The sequence below is a fragment of the Jeotgalicoccus sp. ATCC 8456 genome, assembly GCF_016313225.1.
In the GTDB taxonomy this organism is placed as follows: Bacteria; Bacillota; Bacilli; order Staphylococcales; family Salinicoccaceae; genus Jeotgalicoccus; species Jeotgalicoccus marinus.
Genome location: NZ_CP066224.1, coordinates 1,437,846 through 1,454,670, shown reverse-complemented (window position 1 = coordinate 1,454,670; position 16,825 = coordinate 1,437,846). Strand labels below are relative to the sequence as shown.

Annotated in this window: 16 protein-coding genes; 7 read left to right on the top strand and 9 right to left on the bottom strand. The window is 33.4% G+C overall.

Annotation, left to right across the window (positions count from 1 at the left end):
* Window positions 1-24 precede the first annotated feature (24 nt).
* From yycF to rlmH, 6 genes are all read left to right on the top strand, one after another.
* Entirely contained in the window at window positions 25-729 is a 705-nt protein-coding gene (yycF, locus tag JEM45_RS07515) for a response regulator YycF (RefSeq protein ID WP_198687214.1), read from the top strand.
* Window positions 730-2,580, top strand: coding sequence for a cell wall metabolism sensor histidine kinase WalK (gene walK / locus JEM45_RS07510; RefSeq protein WP_198687213.1), 1,851 nt, complete (start codon window positions 730-732; stop codon window positions 2,578-2,580).
* Entirely contained in the window at window positions 2,573-3,886 is a 1,314-nt protein-coding gene (locus tag JEM45_RS07505; RefSeq protein ID WP_198687212.1) for a YycH family regulatory protein, read from the top strand. Before walK ends, JEM45_RS07505 begins: the two co-directional genes overlap by 8 nt.
* Window positions 3,886-4,632 (top strand): two-component system regulatory protein YycI, encoded by a 747-nt coding sequence (gene yycI, locus JEM45_RS07500; RefSeq protein WP_198687211.1) that lies wholly within the window; start codon window positions 3,886-3,888, stop codon window positions 4,630-4,632. The genes JEM45_RS07505 and yycI overlap by 1 nt, the downstream gene beginning before the upstream one ends.
* 11 nt (window positions 4,633-4,643) lie before the next feature.
* Entirely contained in the window at window positions 4,644-5,426 is a 783-nt protein-coding gene (locus JEM45_RS07495; RefSeq protein WP_026867070.1) for an MBL fold metallo-hydrolase, read from the top strand.
* A gap of 305 nt (window positions 5,427-5,731) precedes the next feature.
* Window positions 5,732-6,211, top strand: coding sequence for a 23S rRNA (pseudouridine(1915)-N(3))-methyltransferase RlmH (gene rlmH / locus JEM45_RS07490; RefSeq protein ID WP_026867069.1), 480 nt, complete (start codon window positions 5,732-5,734; stop codon window positions 6,209-6,211).
* 192 nt (window positions 6,212-6,403) lie between these two features.
* On the opposite strand, the gene JEM45_RS07485 is transcribed toward rlmH, so the two are convergent.
* The 9 genes from JEM45_RS07485 to JEM45_RS07445 form a co-directional block, all read right to left on the bottom strand.
* Window positions 6,404-7,396, bottom strand: coding sequence for a LacI family DNA-binding transcriptional regulator (locus JEM45_RS07485; protein ID WP_026867068.1), 993 nt, complete (start codon window positions 7,394-7,396; stop codon window positions 6,404-6,406).
* 51 nt (window positions 7,397-7,447) lie between these two features.
* Entirely contained in the window at window positions 7,448-7,732 is a 285-nt protein-coding gene (locus JEM45_RS07480; protein WP_198687210.1) for a hypothetical protein, read from the bottom strand.
* 185 nt (window positions 7,733-7,917) lie between these two features.
* Window positions 7,918-8,400, bottom strand: coding sequence for a metallophosphoesterase family protein (locus JEM45_RS07475; protein WP_198687209.1), 483 nt, complete (start codon window positions 8,398-8,400; stop codon window positions 7,918-7,920).
* Entirely contained in the window at window positions 8,397-9,443 is a 1,047-nt protein-coding gene (locus tag JEM45_RS07470) for a hypothetical protein (RefSeq protein ID WP_198687208.1), read from the bottom strand. Before JEM45_RS07470 ends, JEM45_RS07475 begins: the two co-directional genes overlap by 4 nt.
* 23 nt (window positions 9,444-9,466) lie before the next feature.
* Entirely contained in the window at window positions 9,467-11,344 is a 1,878-nt protein-coding gene (locus tag JEM45_RS07465; RefSeq protein ID WP_198687207.1) for a glycoside hydrolase family 97 protein, read from the bottom strand.
* Entirely contained in the window at window positions 11,334-12,446 is a 1,113-nt protein-coding gene (locus tag JEM45_RS07460; RefSeq protein ID WP_026867064.1) for an ABC transporter ATP-binding protein, read from the bottom strand. The genes JEM45_RS07465 and JEM45_RS07460 overlap by 11 nt, the downstream gene beginning before the upstream one ends.
* 29 nt (window positions 12,447-12,475) lie before the next feature.
* Window positions 12,476-13,342 (bottom strand): carbohydrate ABC transporter permease, encoded by an 867-nt coding sequence (locus JEM45_RS07455; protein WP_198687206.1) that lies wholly within the window; start codon window positions 13,340-13,342, stop codon window positions 12,476-12,478.
* Window positions 13,343-13,357: 15 nt separating this feature from the next.
* Entirely contained in the window at window positions 13,358-14,092 is a 735-nt protein-coding gene (locus JEM45_RS07450; RefSeq protein ID WP_198687205.1) for a carbohydrate ABC transporter permease, read from the bottom strand.
* A 234-nt stretch (window positions 14,093-14,326) separates the two neighbouring features.
* Window positions 14,327-15,655 (bottom strand): ABC transporter substrate-binding protein, encoded by a 1,329-nt coding sequence (locus JEM45_RS07445; protein WP_051220538.1) that lies wholly within the window; start codon window positions 15,653-15,655, stop codon window positions 14,327-14,329.
* A gap of 291 nt (window positions 15,656-15,946) precedes the next feature.
* On the opposite strand from JEM45_RS07445, the gene JEM45_RS07440 reads away from it, so the two are divergent.
* A complete protein-coding gene (locus JEM45_RS07440; protein WP_026867061.1) occupies window positions 15,947-16,240 on the top strand; it encodes a SemiSWEET family sugar transporter in 294 nt (97 codons plus the stop codon).
* Window positions 16,241-16,825: the final 585 nt, after the last annotated feature.

The window sequence follows — 16,825 nt, the reverse complement described above, 5'->3', positions numbered from 1 at the left end:
TACGCGAAACGGAGGGGCATTAAAATGGTCAAGAAAATTGTTGTTGTGGATGATGAAAAACCGATTGCAGATATATTGGAATTTAACTTAGAAAAAGAAGGTTACGAGGTCTACTCAGCCTATGACGGTAACGATGCTTTGGAATTAATTATGGAGACAGTCCCAGATTTAGTACTTTTAGATATTATGCTCCCAGGCATGGATGGTATGGAAATCTGCCGCGAGGTACGTAAAAAGCATGACATGCCGATTATTATGCTCACTGCCAAAGATTCTGAAATCGATAAGGTACTTGGTTTAGAACTCGGTGCAGATGATTATGTAACAAAACCCTTTTCTACTCGAGAGCTCATTGCAAGAGTGAAAGTTAATTTGAGAAGAAACAGTAGTGTATCAACTGCTAAGGAAGAAGTGCCAGAAGACAAGAATATTTATATTCGAGATATTACAGTAATTCCCGATTCTTATGCGATTAAAAAGTTCGGTGAAGATATTGATCTAACACACCGTGAATTTGAGTTATTCTTGTATTTAGCTAAACATAAAGCACGAGTGATGACACGTGAACACTTACTTGAAACTGTATGGGGTTATGATTACTTCGGTGACGTTCGTACAGTCGATGTTACCGTACGTCGCTTACGCGAAAAAATAGAAGATGACCCGAGTCACCCAGAGTACATTATGACACGTCGTGGTGTTGGTTACTTTATAAAAGGTGATGACTAGATGAGGCAGTTTTTGAAAAACCTAAAATCCTTACAATTTAAACTTGTAATGATCTATATGCTCTTGATCATTATTGGTATGCAAATTATAGGATTGTATTTTACTAACAGCTTAGAGCGGGATTTGGTTGGGAACTTTAAAAACAGCATAGAATCTCAAGTATCGATTATCGATACTAGAATCAAGGAAATCTCGGAAGAGACTGGAGATGATCGGGCTGAAATGTTTAGCCAGATTCAAACGCTCTTAGCTGATTATGGGAACAGACCCGATATCGAAGAGATTCGTTATATCAATGCGGATAATTTGCTTGTAGGTACAAGCCGTATCTCTAATGAATCAATGGTTGGCTCAAGAATAAGTGATGACCTCTCTCAAGATGCCCTGAATTCAGGTATCGCTAACGATGAGATTTTCGTCAATGTAGACAAGGACGACCAACGCGTCTGGATTTTAAATCAACCGCTTATCATCGACGATCAAGTTGTCGGTGTTATTTATGTTGAATCAAATATGGAAAGTGTGTATCAGCAGTTAGAAGCAATCAATAATACCTTTATTATTGCGACATTCTTCTCTCTTGTCATTACAAGTATACTCGGTATTTTTGTGGCGAGAACCATCACTAAGCCAATTACAGATATGAGAAACCAAGCCCTCTTAATGTCCGAAGGGGATTATACATCACGTGTACAAATTTATAGTGATGATGAAATCGGACAATTAGCAGGTAGTTTTAACATCCTTTCTAAGCGTGTTCAAGAAGCCCAGGCGAATACAGAAAGTGAAAAGAAACGTCTCGATTCAGTAATTACACACATGTCTGATGGCATCATTGCGACCGACAGAAAAGGTCGTATTAGAATCGTTAACGATATGGCCATTGGTATGTTGAATCTAAATAAATCACCGTATGAGCTCCAAGGCGATGATATGCTCGATATTCTTAAACTGGGTGAAGACTTAAACTTAGAGAACATCATTCAGGAAGCAAACGAGAGTCATCTGATCTTCATTGATACAACGGATGGCGTTACAACGATTCGAGTGAACTTCTCTACAATCGTTACAGATACTGGATTTATTAATGGTTATATTGCTGTATTGCATGACGTTACAGAACAAGAAAGAATCGATGCAGAACGTCGTGAATTCGTTGCGAACGTATCGCACGAATTACGTACTCCACTGACATCTATGAGCAGTTACTTAGAAGCGTTACAAGAAGGTGCATGGCAGGATGAAAATATCGCACCGAAATTCTTGAGTGTAACGAGAGAAGAGACTGACCGAATGAGTCGCTTGGTTGAAGATCTCTTACAGCTTTCAAGAATGGATAATGATGCAGAAGAAATATCAACAGAAGTCGTCGACTTCAAGTTATTCATTAACCGTATTATCGACCGCTTTGAGATGACACATAAGGATGAAGTTGTTTTCAATCGTCACATCCCTGACGCACCGTTATTTACAGATATCGCTGTCGATAAGATGGGTCAGGTATTAGATAACGTCCTTTCCAATGCAATTAAGTATCAGCATGGAAGTCCGAAACGTGTCGATATTCATTTAAAACAGAATACCCTATATAATCGCATGACTGTACGTATTAAAGACTACGGTCTAGGTATCCCATCAAATAAAGTAGAACGTATCTTTGATAGGTTCTACCGTGTCGATAAAGCACGTGCGCGTAAAATGGGTGGTACGGGTCTTGGACTCGCAATCACTAAGGAAATTGTTGAAGCACACAACGGTAAAATTTGGGCGAACAGTGTAGAAAATGAAGGGACAACAATCTTTATCAACTTACCTTGTGAAGTGATAGAGGAGGATGAGTGGGATGTATAAAGGCATATTCAAATCAGTCCTCCTCATTGTACTTGTCTTAACTAGTGTCGTTTTGACCTACAGGGTATGGAGTTACGAACCAGAGTTTTCAGAAATAGATACAACACTTGAAGGCACTACAAATATTGGTCAAGGTGAACGTGTTACATTTGAACAAGTCATGAGTACTTATCAGATGGTCAAGGTTAGTGGTGATGAAGTTAAAGGAACCACAGAACCTGAGACTTTAATTGAGGTTAGAGAACATTTAGATGGCTCCAATGTGACGAGTATGAACATCTATAACTCTATTAATAACCTGAGCGTTCGTGGTGAAGAGACACAGGAAGAAGAGTTTTTAATCATTGATTATTTTTCAGATGTACCCTCTAAGTCGCTATTTCAGATGCTGGGTTTAAATCATGATGAGACGATAGCTGAATTCTCCTTTGATCGTATTGTTGTAGATATGAAAGAAGAAAATGTTGTTTTCAATTTACTAGACGAAAGTCGCTCTAGAGTTGCCGTTGTCGAAACGGATATTAGTGCAGACTTCTTACAAGGTCTCGTAGATGACCATGAAGAAAACTTTGAGGATTATACTGCAATCATTACCAATCAAAATACGTCAAACAACATGACAGCGATATATGGACCTTCTTCCCCTGGTAGCTTAAATGTAGAGAGATTTATGATTTCACAGATCAATGTGGACGTTATGAACAGGGTTATGTTTATGGATCAACCTGTAGAAAGTCCATCTTCAGGAGAGACTTCGATTTATGAAAGTGAGAATAGTATTGCAACGTTTAATCCAGAAACCTTTGAGTATAACTATACAAACTTAAACGAAGCGACAACTGCGAGTGATAACGAGCATAAAACAATTCAAGATATATATTATTTCTTAAACTCTCATAACGGCTTAGCTCAAAATAATCTCTTATTTGAATATAATCCAGAAGAAAATTCAGCAACCTATCGATTTACCCTACATGGACGAGTGATTTTTAGTAATTCACTCTCATCATCTACTACGGTTAAATACGGAAATAATTCAGTGTACGAATATTCCATACCATTGATTCGTACGGCTGCTAAAGTTTCAGATGGTGGAGAAGTTGAACTATACGATATAGAGAACGTCCGTTATCAAATTGCATTAGATGACAACTTAGATTTACAAAAGGTTTCCAAAATTGTCCTAGGTTATGATATGACTTATGCAAACGATGATACTGATTTTGAATTTATTGATTATACACCACAGTGGTATGTTAAATACGACGGTACATGGATGAAATTTAATGAAGGAGGCTTATCATAATGGATTGGAAATTAACAAAATCTATTTTCCTAGCCGCCTTTATCGTCATCAACCTCGTTTTAATCTATATGATATATAATGAATCAAATGAAGAAGTCAGCCGTCTATCAAAGCAGTCAGATGTTTTATCGAAAACGAATATAGATACATCCGTACTCGAAGATTATGAAAGTAGAGAGATGCAGATGATCGTTGGAGAACCTGCAGATATTAAGACTGAAGACGCTAATTCAGCAGATGATTCGACAAATAATCAAACCACTGTACCAATAGATGAAGATGTGGCATTTACACGCGGTGGACTTGAGGAATTTAAAAACAATTCGGTTTACAAAGGCGAAGCGTATCATTATGATGAAGTAATGAGTGAATCTGACGCAGTCGTCTTCAACCAAATGTATGAGGATTATCCAATTTTCTCTAACGAACTTGCTAGGTTATACTTCAGTGAAGAACCAATGACGATGTCACAAGGTTATATAGAAAGTATAAAGCCAAGTGACTATTCTGTTAAGCAAACTGTTAGAAATCCCAATGTCATTATTGAAGAATTGTATATGAACGAAGATATTACTGGTAATGCAGTAATAGAAAGTGCAAAACTGGGTTACTACATCATACTAGAAGAAAATAATCAGGTGATGATGAGACCAAAATGGCAGTTCGAAATCACAGATGGTGATATTGAACGCATATTATATGTAGATGCACTGAGTCAGACAGAAGATATTATTGAGAGAGAGTGAAGCACATGAAGATGAGCGTATTAGCAAGTGGCTCAACTGGAAACAGTACATTCATAGAATCAACTGAAGGCAGTGTACTCGTTGACGTTGGACTATCGTGTAAAAAAACGGATGAAACGCTCCATCAAATTGGCAAATCACTCCAAGATGTTGATGCTATATTTATTACACATGAGCATGTAGATCATATTAAAGGTTTAAAAGTGATTGCTAAAAAGTACGATATTCCAATCTATGCCAATGAGAAAACATGGCAGGCCATAGAACGTAAGGATATTATTGTTAATCCCGAAAAGAAATTCTTGTTTAATCCAATGGAAGAAAAAGATATCTTAGGAATGAATATTCAATCGTTTAACGTGTCACATGATGCGATTGATCCACAGTTCTATACCTTCTCTAAAGAGAACAAGAAAATCTCATTGATTACAGATACAGGCTACGTATCAGACACAATGAAAGGTATTATCAAAGAAAGTGATATCTTTGTCTTTGAGTCCAACCATGACGTTGATATGCTTCGTATGGGGCGTTATCCATGGAATACTAAACAAAGAATCCTGTCAGACGTTGGTCACGTTTCAAACGAAGACGCTGCCCATGCTATGAAAGACGTTATTACTGACAGTACAAAACGCATTTATTTAGGACATTTGAGCTTGGATAATAACATTAAAGAACTCGCACGTATGAGTGTTGAACAGATTTTAAATCAGTATGACATCGATACTCATAACGGTGTAATGATATGCGATACAGATAAAGCTGTACCGACAGAACTGTATCAAGTATAGAAGATAGCCAGATTATAGGAGACTGTAATCTGGCTATTATTTTAGCGAATAAACAAGTTATCCACAGAGATAATAAAAACTGTGGGTAAATGCGTTTATAATGTGGAAAAAGATGTGGAATTCAAAAAAATGAATAAGAAAATAGGGTTTCGCCCCAAAAAAATGGCGAAAACAAAGGGTTTTTGGTAGAAAAGTTATGCACAGGTTGTGGATAAGTGCTTGATAACTCATAAAATTACAGTGTATATGCGTTATTTTCCACAGTTTTGTATAATAGAAAATAATGATGAAAGATAGGTGAAAACGTGAAGATTACGTTGATTACGGTTGGGAAATTAAAAGAAAAATATTGGGTTGAAGCGGTAAAAGAATACAAAAAACGTATAAGTAAATATGCAAAAATAGATGTGATTGAAGTCGCAGATGAAAAAGAACCGAATAATGCGAGTGAGAAAGATATAGAGCTGATTAAAGATAAAGAAGCAGAGAGAATTTTATCGAAAATAAAAGACAATCAACATGTCGTGACGATGGAGATTAGAGGGAAACAATTTACGAGTGAAGGATTCGCAGAAGAATATCAAAAATGGATGAATGTAGGAAAAAGTGACGTTGTATTTGTGATCGGTGGCAGTAATGGGATTGGTGAATCAGTGAAGAAAAGAAGTAACCAAGAAATCAGCTTCGGTTCCCTCACCTACCCTCACCAGATGATGAAGGTGATGTTGATGGAACAGATATTTAGAGTGAATAAGATATTGAGGAATGAAGCTTATCACCGTTGATGCGTGTTTATTAAAATAGTTACGTACATACAATTTAATCTAAATAATACTTTAGCAAAATAAACATTAAACTTGTTTACTAGATGCTGAATATATGTCTCTTATGTTCCATAGTTTCTTTTTCAACAATTTTAGTTCTTATACACAAACTTTTCATAAAAGAAAAAATAGAGAGTAAGATTAACTTACTCTCTAAATTTGTTTACTACTCTCTCTGATTACTAATTCTGTAGATATATACGTTTTTTTCGATACTTCTCTTCCTGATATTTGCTCTAATAGTAAATCAACCGATGTCTCCCCCATTACTTCTGTATAAACTTTAACAGTGGACAATGTTGGATATACATACTTTGTTACACTAATATCATTAAAACCAATAACACTTACTCGATCAGGTACATCAATTTTTTTCTCAAGTAATGATCTCAAAGCACCGATTGCTAATAGATCATTTCCTGCAAAAAAGGCAGTTGGTAAATTATCTCCCAGTTTTTCAATTGCTTCTTTCATCAGTTTATACCCATGCTCAACAGAATAGTCACCTATGAACATTCTATCTTCATGCATCAATTTTTTTTCAGCTAGATATTCTTTAAAAGCAATTTCTCTCCTATCTTTTAAACTCGCTGAATTATCTGTATATGATTCTCTTCCACCAATGTATCCAATATTGACATGTCCATTTTCAATAAAATGATTTAATACTTTTTTTGTAGCAGTTTTAAAGTCTATTACAACTGAATCATAAATTTCATCATTTGGACTTGAATCTACAAAAACAATATTAGAAGAAATGCTCGATAAAGTTTTGATTTGGTTATCACTGAATTTTCCAACCGCAATAATCCCCTGTAGTTCTTCAGATTTTAAGTTTTCTATTTTATTATAAAATTTTACTAGATGTACATTAAGTAGCTTACTTCTATTTTCTATTCCGTGCCTGATTGATCTATAATAAAGATCATTAAGCTCTTCCTTTTCTGTGTACCACATCAGGACACCTAACTTGATAGTATTATGATTGCGTAGATTTTTCTTCTTATATGATAATTCTTCTGCAGCATCAAGTATTGTTTGTCTAGTCTCCTCACCCACAGATAAAGTAAAATCGTAATTAAGCACACGTGAAACCGTTGCAATTGAAAAACCTGTTTTCTCCGATATGTCTTTTATAGTAGCCAAATTAGATTCCCCACTAACATATGTTTTTAATAAATTACTATATATAAATAATTATAATTTTATATGGTAATCACTTATCTTCTGAGAAATACCTTTCTTTTCAAGATATTCATCCTCTTTCATTTTAAGTGGTTGTCTCCCGTAGATACTTAAAAAATCTTCTTTTAATTCTACTATAGCAAAAAGCGGTTTTCTATACCTTATTATATAAGGGAGAACAGGATGATCTTTTAAATCTTCCTCGTCTATTTCATTTTGTAAAAGTTTATCTCTACCTTGCCAAAAATAAGAAGCACTATTGATTTCTACATAGACTATATTATCTTCAACTTCCATTTTATCAATATGCTTATGCCCGGATAAACATACTACTCTGCTACTCATTTTATTTATTATTTTTTTGAACTTATGAGCATTCGCAATACCTCTCTTTTCATCTTTGAGAGGATTGTGAGATAGTATAATTATTCTTTTATCGGTAACTAAAGCAACATTCTCAAGCCATCGTAACTGTTCATCACTTAATACTGCTTGTTTTTTTCATTAAAATTATTACCACATTCATAATCTATTTCTTTCGAACTATCAGAAATATAATAATTTGTATCCAAAATTACTAGTCTTACCTCTTTTAAATCTTTATAGTAGAAATTATTGGGAATGTCATAGGATGCAATCGCATCACTTTTTGTATTAAAATCCATATCGTGATTTCCTAAAACATTAATAAGAGGTATTGGTAGCATTGAGAAACTTTCTAAAATTTCATTCGTTCTATCTTTATACTTCAGCGTATCTTCTTCATAAAAAATATTATAATTAACAGGCTGATTTTCGACTTTACAAAGTGAATTAGAAGTCTGTCCGAAATATCCCATATCTCCTAGATTTATTATAAAATCAGGTTGAGATATCACCGATTCACCAATAATATTAGCAACTCTCTCCTTGTAATTATCTATAATCTCTGAGTGAAGGTCTGAAAAAACTATAAATTTAGTCATATTTCCCCCTTACCATAATCAGTCTCAATTTCGAAAATTTTCCCTGTATGTGGATCATAATGAAGTGATTCTTTTAAATATGTTTCATCAATAGATGACTGAGAAATAATCGTCATTTTCCCATCTGATGAGTTGTCATCAACAAAAATATATTTAATTTTATGTCCATTCATGGAAATTGACACTCCACTGCCACTTTTATATGGTGCCACTTTGTATACTGTGACTTTATCATTTGTTAAACTATAGCCACCATCATCATCAACTTTTATAAAAAGTTGTTTTTTTCCATACATATCCACAAACCCAAACCATTCATCGACATTATAAGTAGCAGATAATTTCGGCATACAATCGATTGATACTCTATTAGAAACATTTTTTCCTTCTTTGTCTAAATATATATGTGGAGCTTGAGAACCAGCACGATATGGCCATCTCAAAATTAAATGCCAATGTGGAGGGAAGTCTTTATGCATGAAATTATTTGTCTCGAAACCTAAAATAAGGAAGTGCCCTAATTTATTTTCTTCTACTGTCTTAGCTGCACCGGATAGTCTTAATATTTCCCTTGAAGCAGACATATAATGGAGTGCTGCCTTTACTTCAGTTTCAGGGTATTCAGTATACTCACCGATTAATCTATCGGGTTGATTATGTTCTATCCTCATAATTTGGCCTCCTTCACGTAAAAGTGAATGTATTTCCAGTGTATGTGTCCTTTCTGATAATTCACTAATAGTTAGTGAAAATTTAACTTTCTTTCCAAACTCGATAAAGTCTAGATATTGATTATCTATGATTATCTTGTCTATCAAATTTTCTTCGCTCAAACTAACGACTATATCTAAAAGATTAGCGTCATCTAATGGTGGATGGCTAATGAAGAACACATACTCTGATTCAAGCTCGTAAAAGTAAGGTTTATTGTCAATAACTTCACAAGGAAAATCCGCTAATACTTTTATACTTGGCATACCTGTAATTTTCTTTTGGTTTTTAATTATTTTTATACAGGTCTTTATTTGTCGGTCAAAACTCAAAATACTCACCTTCTCACTAAGTTTTATTTTGCTTTGAAGTGTGCAACAAAGCCGCCACCTTCATTAAGAGAAATACTTATTTCACTGGAATTATTACGTTTTTCTTCATTAATTTCATATTTATTATTTTCATTTTTAATGTCTGAATACTCTAATGAGGAATATTCGATATCTTCATCGAGAAAATCTAATCTAAGATTTAACGATTCTTTATTGTCGGAAGAGTTTTGAACTGCAAGGAACCAGTCATCACCTTTTCTTTTAGCGAACACAGATAATTTTCCTATTCCACTTTCCGGTAGTACAATAGTCTCATCCCAAACTGCCGGTACATTTTTCACAAACTCAGCTCCGTCATTCTTCATTATAGTATTTGGACTATCCATGAAGGTAAGTAAATTAGATTGAATAATAACCGTGTTAGCTAACATATGTGTCCATGTTCCATCACCTAATCTGACTGGATCGGTAAAGTTTATAGGTGTAAAATCTGCACCACCTGAGATTAAACGTGTGTATGGTATGATATTAGTATTATTCGTACTTAAATTATATTGCATTCCACGAACTGCTTCTTGTGACAAAAGATTTGGATATGTTCTTGATAATCCTGTAGGTTTATTGGAATTATGGAAAATTGCTAAAAGTTCTAAATCCATACTTGTTTGGAGTAATTCATGATATATGTTAACTGCTTCTGCATGTTCTTGCTCTATATGACCAAATTTAACCCCTGAAATCCCAGTCTCTTTTACTTTTTTTAAGAATTTATCCCTTGTATCTTTTTCATATAAATTGTATTCCAAATCTGGAACATCCTTACCGATAAATATACCGATATCATAATGATTAGCCATATTTACAATCTGTTCTACTTTTAGTAAGGAATCATCTAGAGTCTCTCCCCAGTTAATCCAATCGTTACCTATAACCATGTATTTAATTCCAAGTTCACTAGCATTTTCAAGTACTTCTTTTCCGTCTTCTTCATTTAAATTTCCACTATCATCAACTGCATGAAACCATGTCGCTTTTCCTGGTTCAATCCAATCGTACTTACTTAATTTTCTATTTGGAGGATCAGATACATTTTCTGCAATGTTATTGTTAACCAAACCATTAAGATCATCTGAAATTACTGCTATTCGCCATGGTGATTCTTTTGAATTGGTATCAAACCCATTTCTTTCATTCCAAAAATGAGCCTTTAATGATTTCTCATCTGTTACTCTATAAGCAATTCCTGCATAATCTTTTAAGTTCGCTTCTGATAAAGATACATAACCTTGATTATCTGGTAATTCAAAAGTCGATAAAGCTGTCATAATCTCATTACCATTTAGATCCTTCACTTTTTTACTATTATAGATGTCTTGCATTGTATTATTGTTCATTTGATACCAAGCTAAAGTCTCAGGGTCAAATTTAAATGTTGAATTTTCTTCATTAATCGATTTATTCTGAGTATTAGGATATTCATATTTAAAGGCTATACCGTTATCCCATATTTTCCAGTGTAGAAAATATTCATAGTTATTTTTCTTAAGCTTCAACTTCAAATGATTATGATGATTATGTTCGACATTTGTGTTTCCATGGTTCAAATATTCCTCATTTACTTCTTCAATATCGTATTCAATTAAACTAGCACCATGACCGATATCTCCAATTCCCTCGATATCCACGCCTAGGTCGGAAGGTAGTATTACTTCTTTGTCATTCATTGAAATTGAATACTGTAATTGGTCATCTTTGTTTTTAAAAATATTAACTTGAATTTTTTCTTCTGGACTAGTTAAGCTCATATCTATTCGATTCTTATTAAACAACCAAATCGCTAAGATTAATGTAAACACAGTTATCAATATTAAAGTGACAAAAATGTATTTTTTATTTTTCATCTCCGAAATCAAAACTCTCCAATCTTTCACCATTTTCATAATCAAAAAAGTGTAAGTTATCAGCTTGCAATCCTAGAGAAATTTTTTCATCGATATTAATTTTTACATTTTCTGATACTTTAACAATTAATTCTACACCACAGTTACAGTATAAGATTTGATCTGAGCCATGAAATTCATTTAATCTTATATTAGAGTCTATAACTGTTTCATATTCATCTTCATTATTAGTTATAATATTTAATTTTTCTGGTCGGACACCGATTTTTACATGTTCAATTCTACTATTACTGAATATTTCTCGTTGTTTGTCATTCAGTACTATTTCAAATTCTGTATCCTCTATAAATAATTTACCGCTGATATACTCTGCATCAACAATATTCATTGGAGGCGAACCGATGAAATCTGCTACAAATGTGTTAGCGGGTTTGTGATACACTTCCCTAGGCGATCCAATCTGTTGAATCTCACCTTTGTTCATTATTACAATTCTGTCTGCCATAGTCATTGCCTCTACTTGGTCATGAGTAACATAAATTGTTGTGGTCTTTAGTCTTTTATGTAATTCTATGATTTCTGCTCGCATGACTACTCTTAACTTGGCATCAAGATTAGATAGTGGCTCATCCATAAGAAATATATCTGAATCCCTGACAATGGCTCTACCTAAGGCTACTCTTTGTCTTTGTCCACCGGAAAGTTCACCCGGTTTTTTATCTAAATAATTAGATAATCCTAATATAGACGCTGCTTCTGTGACTTTACTCTCTCTATCTTTCTTAGGTATTTTTCTTACCTTTAACCCATAACTAATGTTTTCTTCAACAGTCAGGTGAGGATAAAGTGCATAGTTTTGAAATACCATTGCAATGTTTCTGTCTTTAGGTTCAAGTTTATTGACTTTTTTATCGTTAAAAAGTAAATCTCCACTGCTTATTTCCTCTAATCCAGCAATCATTCTCAATGTTGTAGATTTACCACACCCAGAGGGGCCAACTAAAGCGATAAATTCTTCACTGTTTATATCTAAATTAAATTTCTGTACAGCATAAGCATCTCCATATGTTTTAAAAATATTTTCTAATTTAATATTTGTCATTCTTATTTCTCCTTAGTAAATACAAGTAATTATCCTTTAACGCCATTTTGTTCTACACCTTGCAATAGCCTATTGGCTAAGAAGAAGTACAGAATAATAGTTGGTGAAGCTGCTAGTACAACAGCCGCAAACATTCCACTGTAATTTCCAGTAGTTATCATTGAAGTAATAGTCGTTTCTAACCAGACCCCGACCGGTCGCATACCTGGAGTATTTGCAAAAATTAATGGTAAAAAATACGCATTCCATTTTCCTATTAAATTAAAAATTGTAATTGTAATTATTGCTGGCTTAGCCATGGGAAACATGATTTCCCAAAAAGTTCTTAGCGGACCTGCACCATCTATAGCTGCTGATTCTTCATAACTATATGATAAATTTTTATAATATGCGGTTAAGAAATATACATCAAATGGTATTGAGTTTGCTGTAAACAATAGAATGATAACCAGTCTAGAGTCATGAACACCTAGAGAACTAAAATGGAAAAATAATGGCATCGTAATCATTATTCCAGGTACTGAAAGTGCTATGACCATTAATTGTTGAGTCAACTTATTACCTTTAAATTCAAATCTTGCTAAAACGTAAGCTGCTGGTGCGCAGATAATAATAAGTAATAATGAACTAGGTACTGTATAAATTAAAGTGTTAAAGATTGTTAAAAGTCCATTACTGTTAAAGAGTATTTGACGATAACTATCTAAATTAAGTCCATCTTGAAATAGGTTACCTGTGAAAATACCACGAGTTGAAGAAAAGGAAGCGAATAGTATCCAACCCAACATGTATGCCATAAATACTGTAAAAGCAATCAGTATAATATAAGCAGGAGTCAATTTGAGTTGGTTTTTATTAAACGACATTCTTGATAATCTTGCTTTTATATTTTTCATGAAATCCCTCAGCATTTAATATTCGTAATCTGACTTTTTAATAATATAATTCGATAGAATAAAGAAGAATATTCCAACTAGTGACATCATTACACCTGAAGCCGCACCCATACCAACATTAGTTTCAGGATTTATTTCTGTACCGAATATTTGATTGTAAGTAAAAAGCATCGGCGTAATTGTAGAAATATGACTAAATACACGTGCGAAAGCAAAGAACCCAATTGTTGATGTCGTAAATAATACTGCAGTAGTTCGAATAACATCCTTTATTAAAGGTAACGTAATTTTAAAGAACTGATAGATACTATTTTGACCTTCAATTCTTGCTACATTATAAAAGTCTTCAGGAATTCGAGTCATTGCGGATAAGTACATTAATGTGTACTGACCTATAGCCCCAAATACAGCAGCAATGATCATAGAAATTAACAACATATCAGGTGAGGTCCATTCAATATTAGAAAGACTCTCTAATCCTATTACCGAGAAGAATGAGTTTATTAAACCAAATTGACTATTAAATACATAAAGTAACCAAGCGTATCCAATAGCAATTACGGATATAACTTCTGGTAAATATATAATAGAAGTGAAGAATTTACGTCCAAAAATTTTAGTGCTTAAAATTGCTGCAAAAACAAGCGCAATACCTAGTGTAAAGAAACCAGTTATAGCCCAAATCTTTATTATATTTACCATTGATATTCTAAATGTTGGATTACTAAATAAATCTATGTAGTTTTGCATACCAACAAAGCTCCATTCATTTGTTGGAGAAGTTATTGTATTTACATTGAAAAAGCTCATTATTACAGTTCTCACTACTGGATAAAGTATAAACAAACCAAACAATATTAATGCTGGGGCTAAAAACATGAATATCGTTTTCTTCTTCATTACCATAATTTAACACCTTCAATTTTAATCAAGGGATTGCCTGATCTAGGCAACCCCTTGTGTGATTTTCAAAAAGTATATTAACTAATTTGAATCCTGGATTTCTGCAATAAATTCTTCAGCAGTTGATTCTCCTGAAATTAAGTTGATGAAAGCTGAGCGAATTATTTGTGAATTATCTGAGTTAGTTGCGATTGCTGTTTGAGAAACATAGTTACCTTCTGTATTTTCAAAAATCTCAGCCATATCTGTTAAAGCTTCTGGGTTTTCGTTATTTGTATCAATTGGTAATGCTTTAGCTTGATCTACCATTTGTTGGTCCCATTCACCTGTGTTGACAAAAACAGCAAAATTGAAGGCTGCTTCAGCTTCTTCATTTGTATTATCTTGATTTACACCTATACCATATGAACTATACGCAGTATGTGTATTATCATTAACTCCGCCTTCAACTGTAGGGAATTGGAATTGCCCCCACTCGAAGTCTTCGCTCACTGTATCTTGTACCTCCCCAGGCATCCATGTTCCATTAAGATACATAGCTATATTTTCATCAATAACAAATTCTTGTTGAGCTTGTGGGAATTGTACTGTTGAAACATTATCCGCATAGAAACCTTTATCTGCTAATTCTTCAATAGCTTTGGCTGCTTCTAAAACCGCTGGATCGCTCCACATTTCATAAGTTTCGTCCTCAACTAAATCGAATACCCAATCTTCTCCCTTGAGACTTGATAGGTAATACCCGAAAATCCCTGTAGAGTAATTAGGGTCTGTTGTTAAAGGCGTATATCCTGCTTCAATAATTTTTTCGCCGGCTGCAACAAACTCTTCCCATGTTTGTGGAACTTCATTAACACCAGCCTCATCAAAAATTGACTTGTTATACATGAATACAAAAGCTTGTGGATTCATAGGTACATAGAATAATTCGTCTTCTCCTAAATCTCTAGCGAGATCGATCATTGGCTGTGAAATGTAATCCTTTAGAGGTGTATCTTCTGTAGTTGGATATGACTCTTCAAAAAATTCATTTAAGTTCATGTTCGAGTTTGAAAAGCGATTGATAATATTAACTGCATTGGCATCATACATATGTATGTCTCTTCCACTTTGAATGGCTGTTGGTAATAATTCAGAGTTGTCTCTACCATTGAAAGTAAATTCTATTGAAACACCTGGGTTTTCTTCCATAAACGCATCTGCTGCATCAAGCAATACTCTAGCTTGTGGCTCACTTTCATTATAGCTAGACCAATATTGTAGGTCCGCTGATAAATCACTTTCTGAGCCTGCCCCGTCACCACTTGCCGTTTCTTCATCAGTTGATGAATCATTACTACAGGCTACGAGAACAAAAATCATTAACATCAATGAACTAAATAATAATAAATTACTGCTTTTTTTATTCATTTTATTCCTCCTGAAATTTTTATCACTCTTATGTGACAGTGTCATTATAAAATCCTTTTATTAAGCAATAGTTAACTTCAAGTAAAAATAAGTAAAAAAATTAGTAAAATAAAATTTTTAAATAGTAATTTAGCTCAATTTAAACGGTTAATAGATAAATTTAAATAGAAAAATAACAATATAATGTAAAAAAACTATATATTTATGATTTTTATAGTAAAAACTTTACTAAAATATTTATTTGTATTATCTTATTATAGAATAATTATAAAAATAAAAAGGAGAGGAAAAATGTCAATTACACTTTTGGGTATACTAGCGGGCGTTTTAACTAGCTCTGCATTTATCCCACAAGCATTTAAAGTTATTAAAACCCAAAGAACACAGGATATCTCTATACCTATGTATAGTCTTTCAACGACTGGTGTGCTTGTATGGGTTATTTACGGAATATTAATAGGTGATTTAGCGATATTCTTGACAAATGTTGTTACTTTTATTCCCGCAGTTATCATTTTAATTGTATCTATAAGAAATTACCGTGTAGAAAAAAGTGAGAAGAAGATAGTTGTAGAAAATTTATAGTTATATAAACTGTTTGATATTCTTTTTGTATTGCATCTTATTGGTTAAAAAAGCTCATCCAAAAAAGTCGTCAAAAAATAACTAAACGATTATGCCTTAAATAAAGAAAACAGCTACAATAAAAAGAGATAATATCATACTTGGCTGGGAAGATCTTAATATACCATAACCTGAGTATGTGTAATAATAAGAGACGATCTGAGATTGCGATAAGCAACACGAAAAAATGTGATGCACTACCAAAAAGTGAACTTTTAGATTTAGTCTGATTTTAAGGTGTGTTTCCTGAAATGCTCAAAGGGGGACATGCCTATTAATTTTGTCTCGTTTCTAGACTTATTTAATAATTAATGTACTCACTGAATACATAAACTACTGCTAGTGATTGTATCTTCCATAATAAGTTGAGGAAGGGATGAAGTGAGAAATTAATAATATTTACAAAAAGGCCGCATAGAAAAACGATACGCCGAAGCTTATCACCGTTGATGCGTGTTAATTATAATTTATGGTTAATGAATATAGACCTAATATCTGATTGATATTAGGTCTTTTTTTATATTTACAATTTATTAGCCATTAATT

Excerpts from the sequence above, each read along its gene's own strand:
- yycF (WP_198687214.1), top strand. The coding sequence starts at position 25 with ATGGTCAAGAAAATTGTTGTTGTGGATGATGAAAAACCGATTGCAGAT.
- walK (WP_198687213.1), top strand. The coding sequence starts at position 730 with ATGAGGCAGTTTTTGAAAAACCTAAAATCCTTACAATTTAAACTTGTA.
- JEM45_RS07505 (WP_198687212.1), top strand. The coding sequence starts at position 2,573 with ATGTATAAAGGCATATTCAAATCAGTCCTCCTCATTGTACTTGTCTTA.
- yycI (WP_198687211.1), top strand. The coding sequence starts at position 3,886 with ATGGATTGGAAATTAACAAAATCTATTTTCCTAGCCGCCTTTATCGTC.
- JEM45_RS07495 (WP_026867070.1), top strand. The coding sequence starts at position 4,644 with ATGAGCGTATTAGCAAGTGGCTCAACTGGAAACAGTACATTCATAGAA.
- JEM45_RS07480 (WP_198687210.1), bottom strand. The coding sequence starts at position 7,732 with ATGGAAGTTGAAGATAATATAGTCTATGTAGAAATCAATAGTGCTTCT.
- JEM45_RS07475 (WP_198687209.1), bottom strand. The coding sequence starts at position 8,400 with ATGACTAAATTTATAGTTTTTTCAGACCTTCACTCAGAGATTATAGAT.
- JEM45_RS07465 (WP_198687207.1), bottom strand. The coding sequence starts at position 11,344 with ATGAAAAATAAAAAATACATTTTTGTCACTTTAATATTGATAACTGTG.
- JEM45_RS07460 (WP_026867064.1), bottom strand. The coding sequence starts at position 12,446 with ATGACAAATATTAAATTAGAAAATATTTTTAAAACATATGGAGATGCT.
- JEM45_RS07455 (WP_198687206.1), bottom strand. The coding sequence starts at position 13,342 with ATGAAAAATATAAAAGCAAGATTATCAAGAATGTCGTTTAATAAAAAC.
- JEM45_RS07450 (WP_198687205.1), bottom strand. The coding sequence starts at position 14,092 with ATGCAAAACTACATAGATTTATTTAGTAATCCAACATTTAGAATATCA.
- JEM45_RS07445 (WP_051220538.1), bottom strand. The coding sequence starts at position 15,655 with ATGAATAAAAAAAGCAGTAATTTATTATTATTTAGTTCATTGATGTTA.
- JEM45_RS07440 (WP_026867061.1), top strand. The coding sequence starts at position 15,947 with ATGTCAATTACACTTTTGGGTATACTAGCGGGCGTTTTAACTAGCTCT.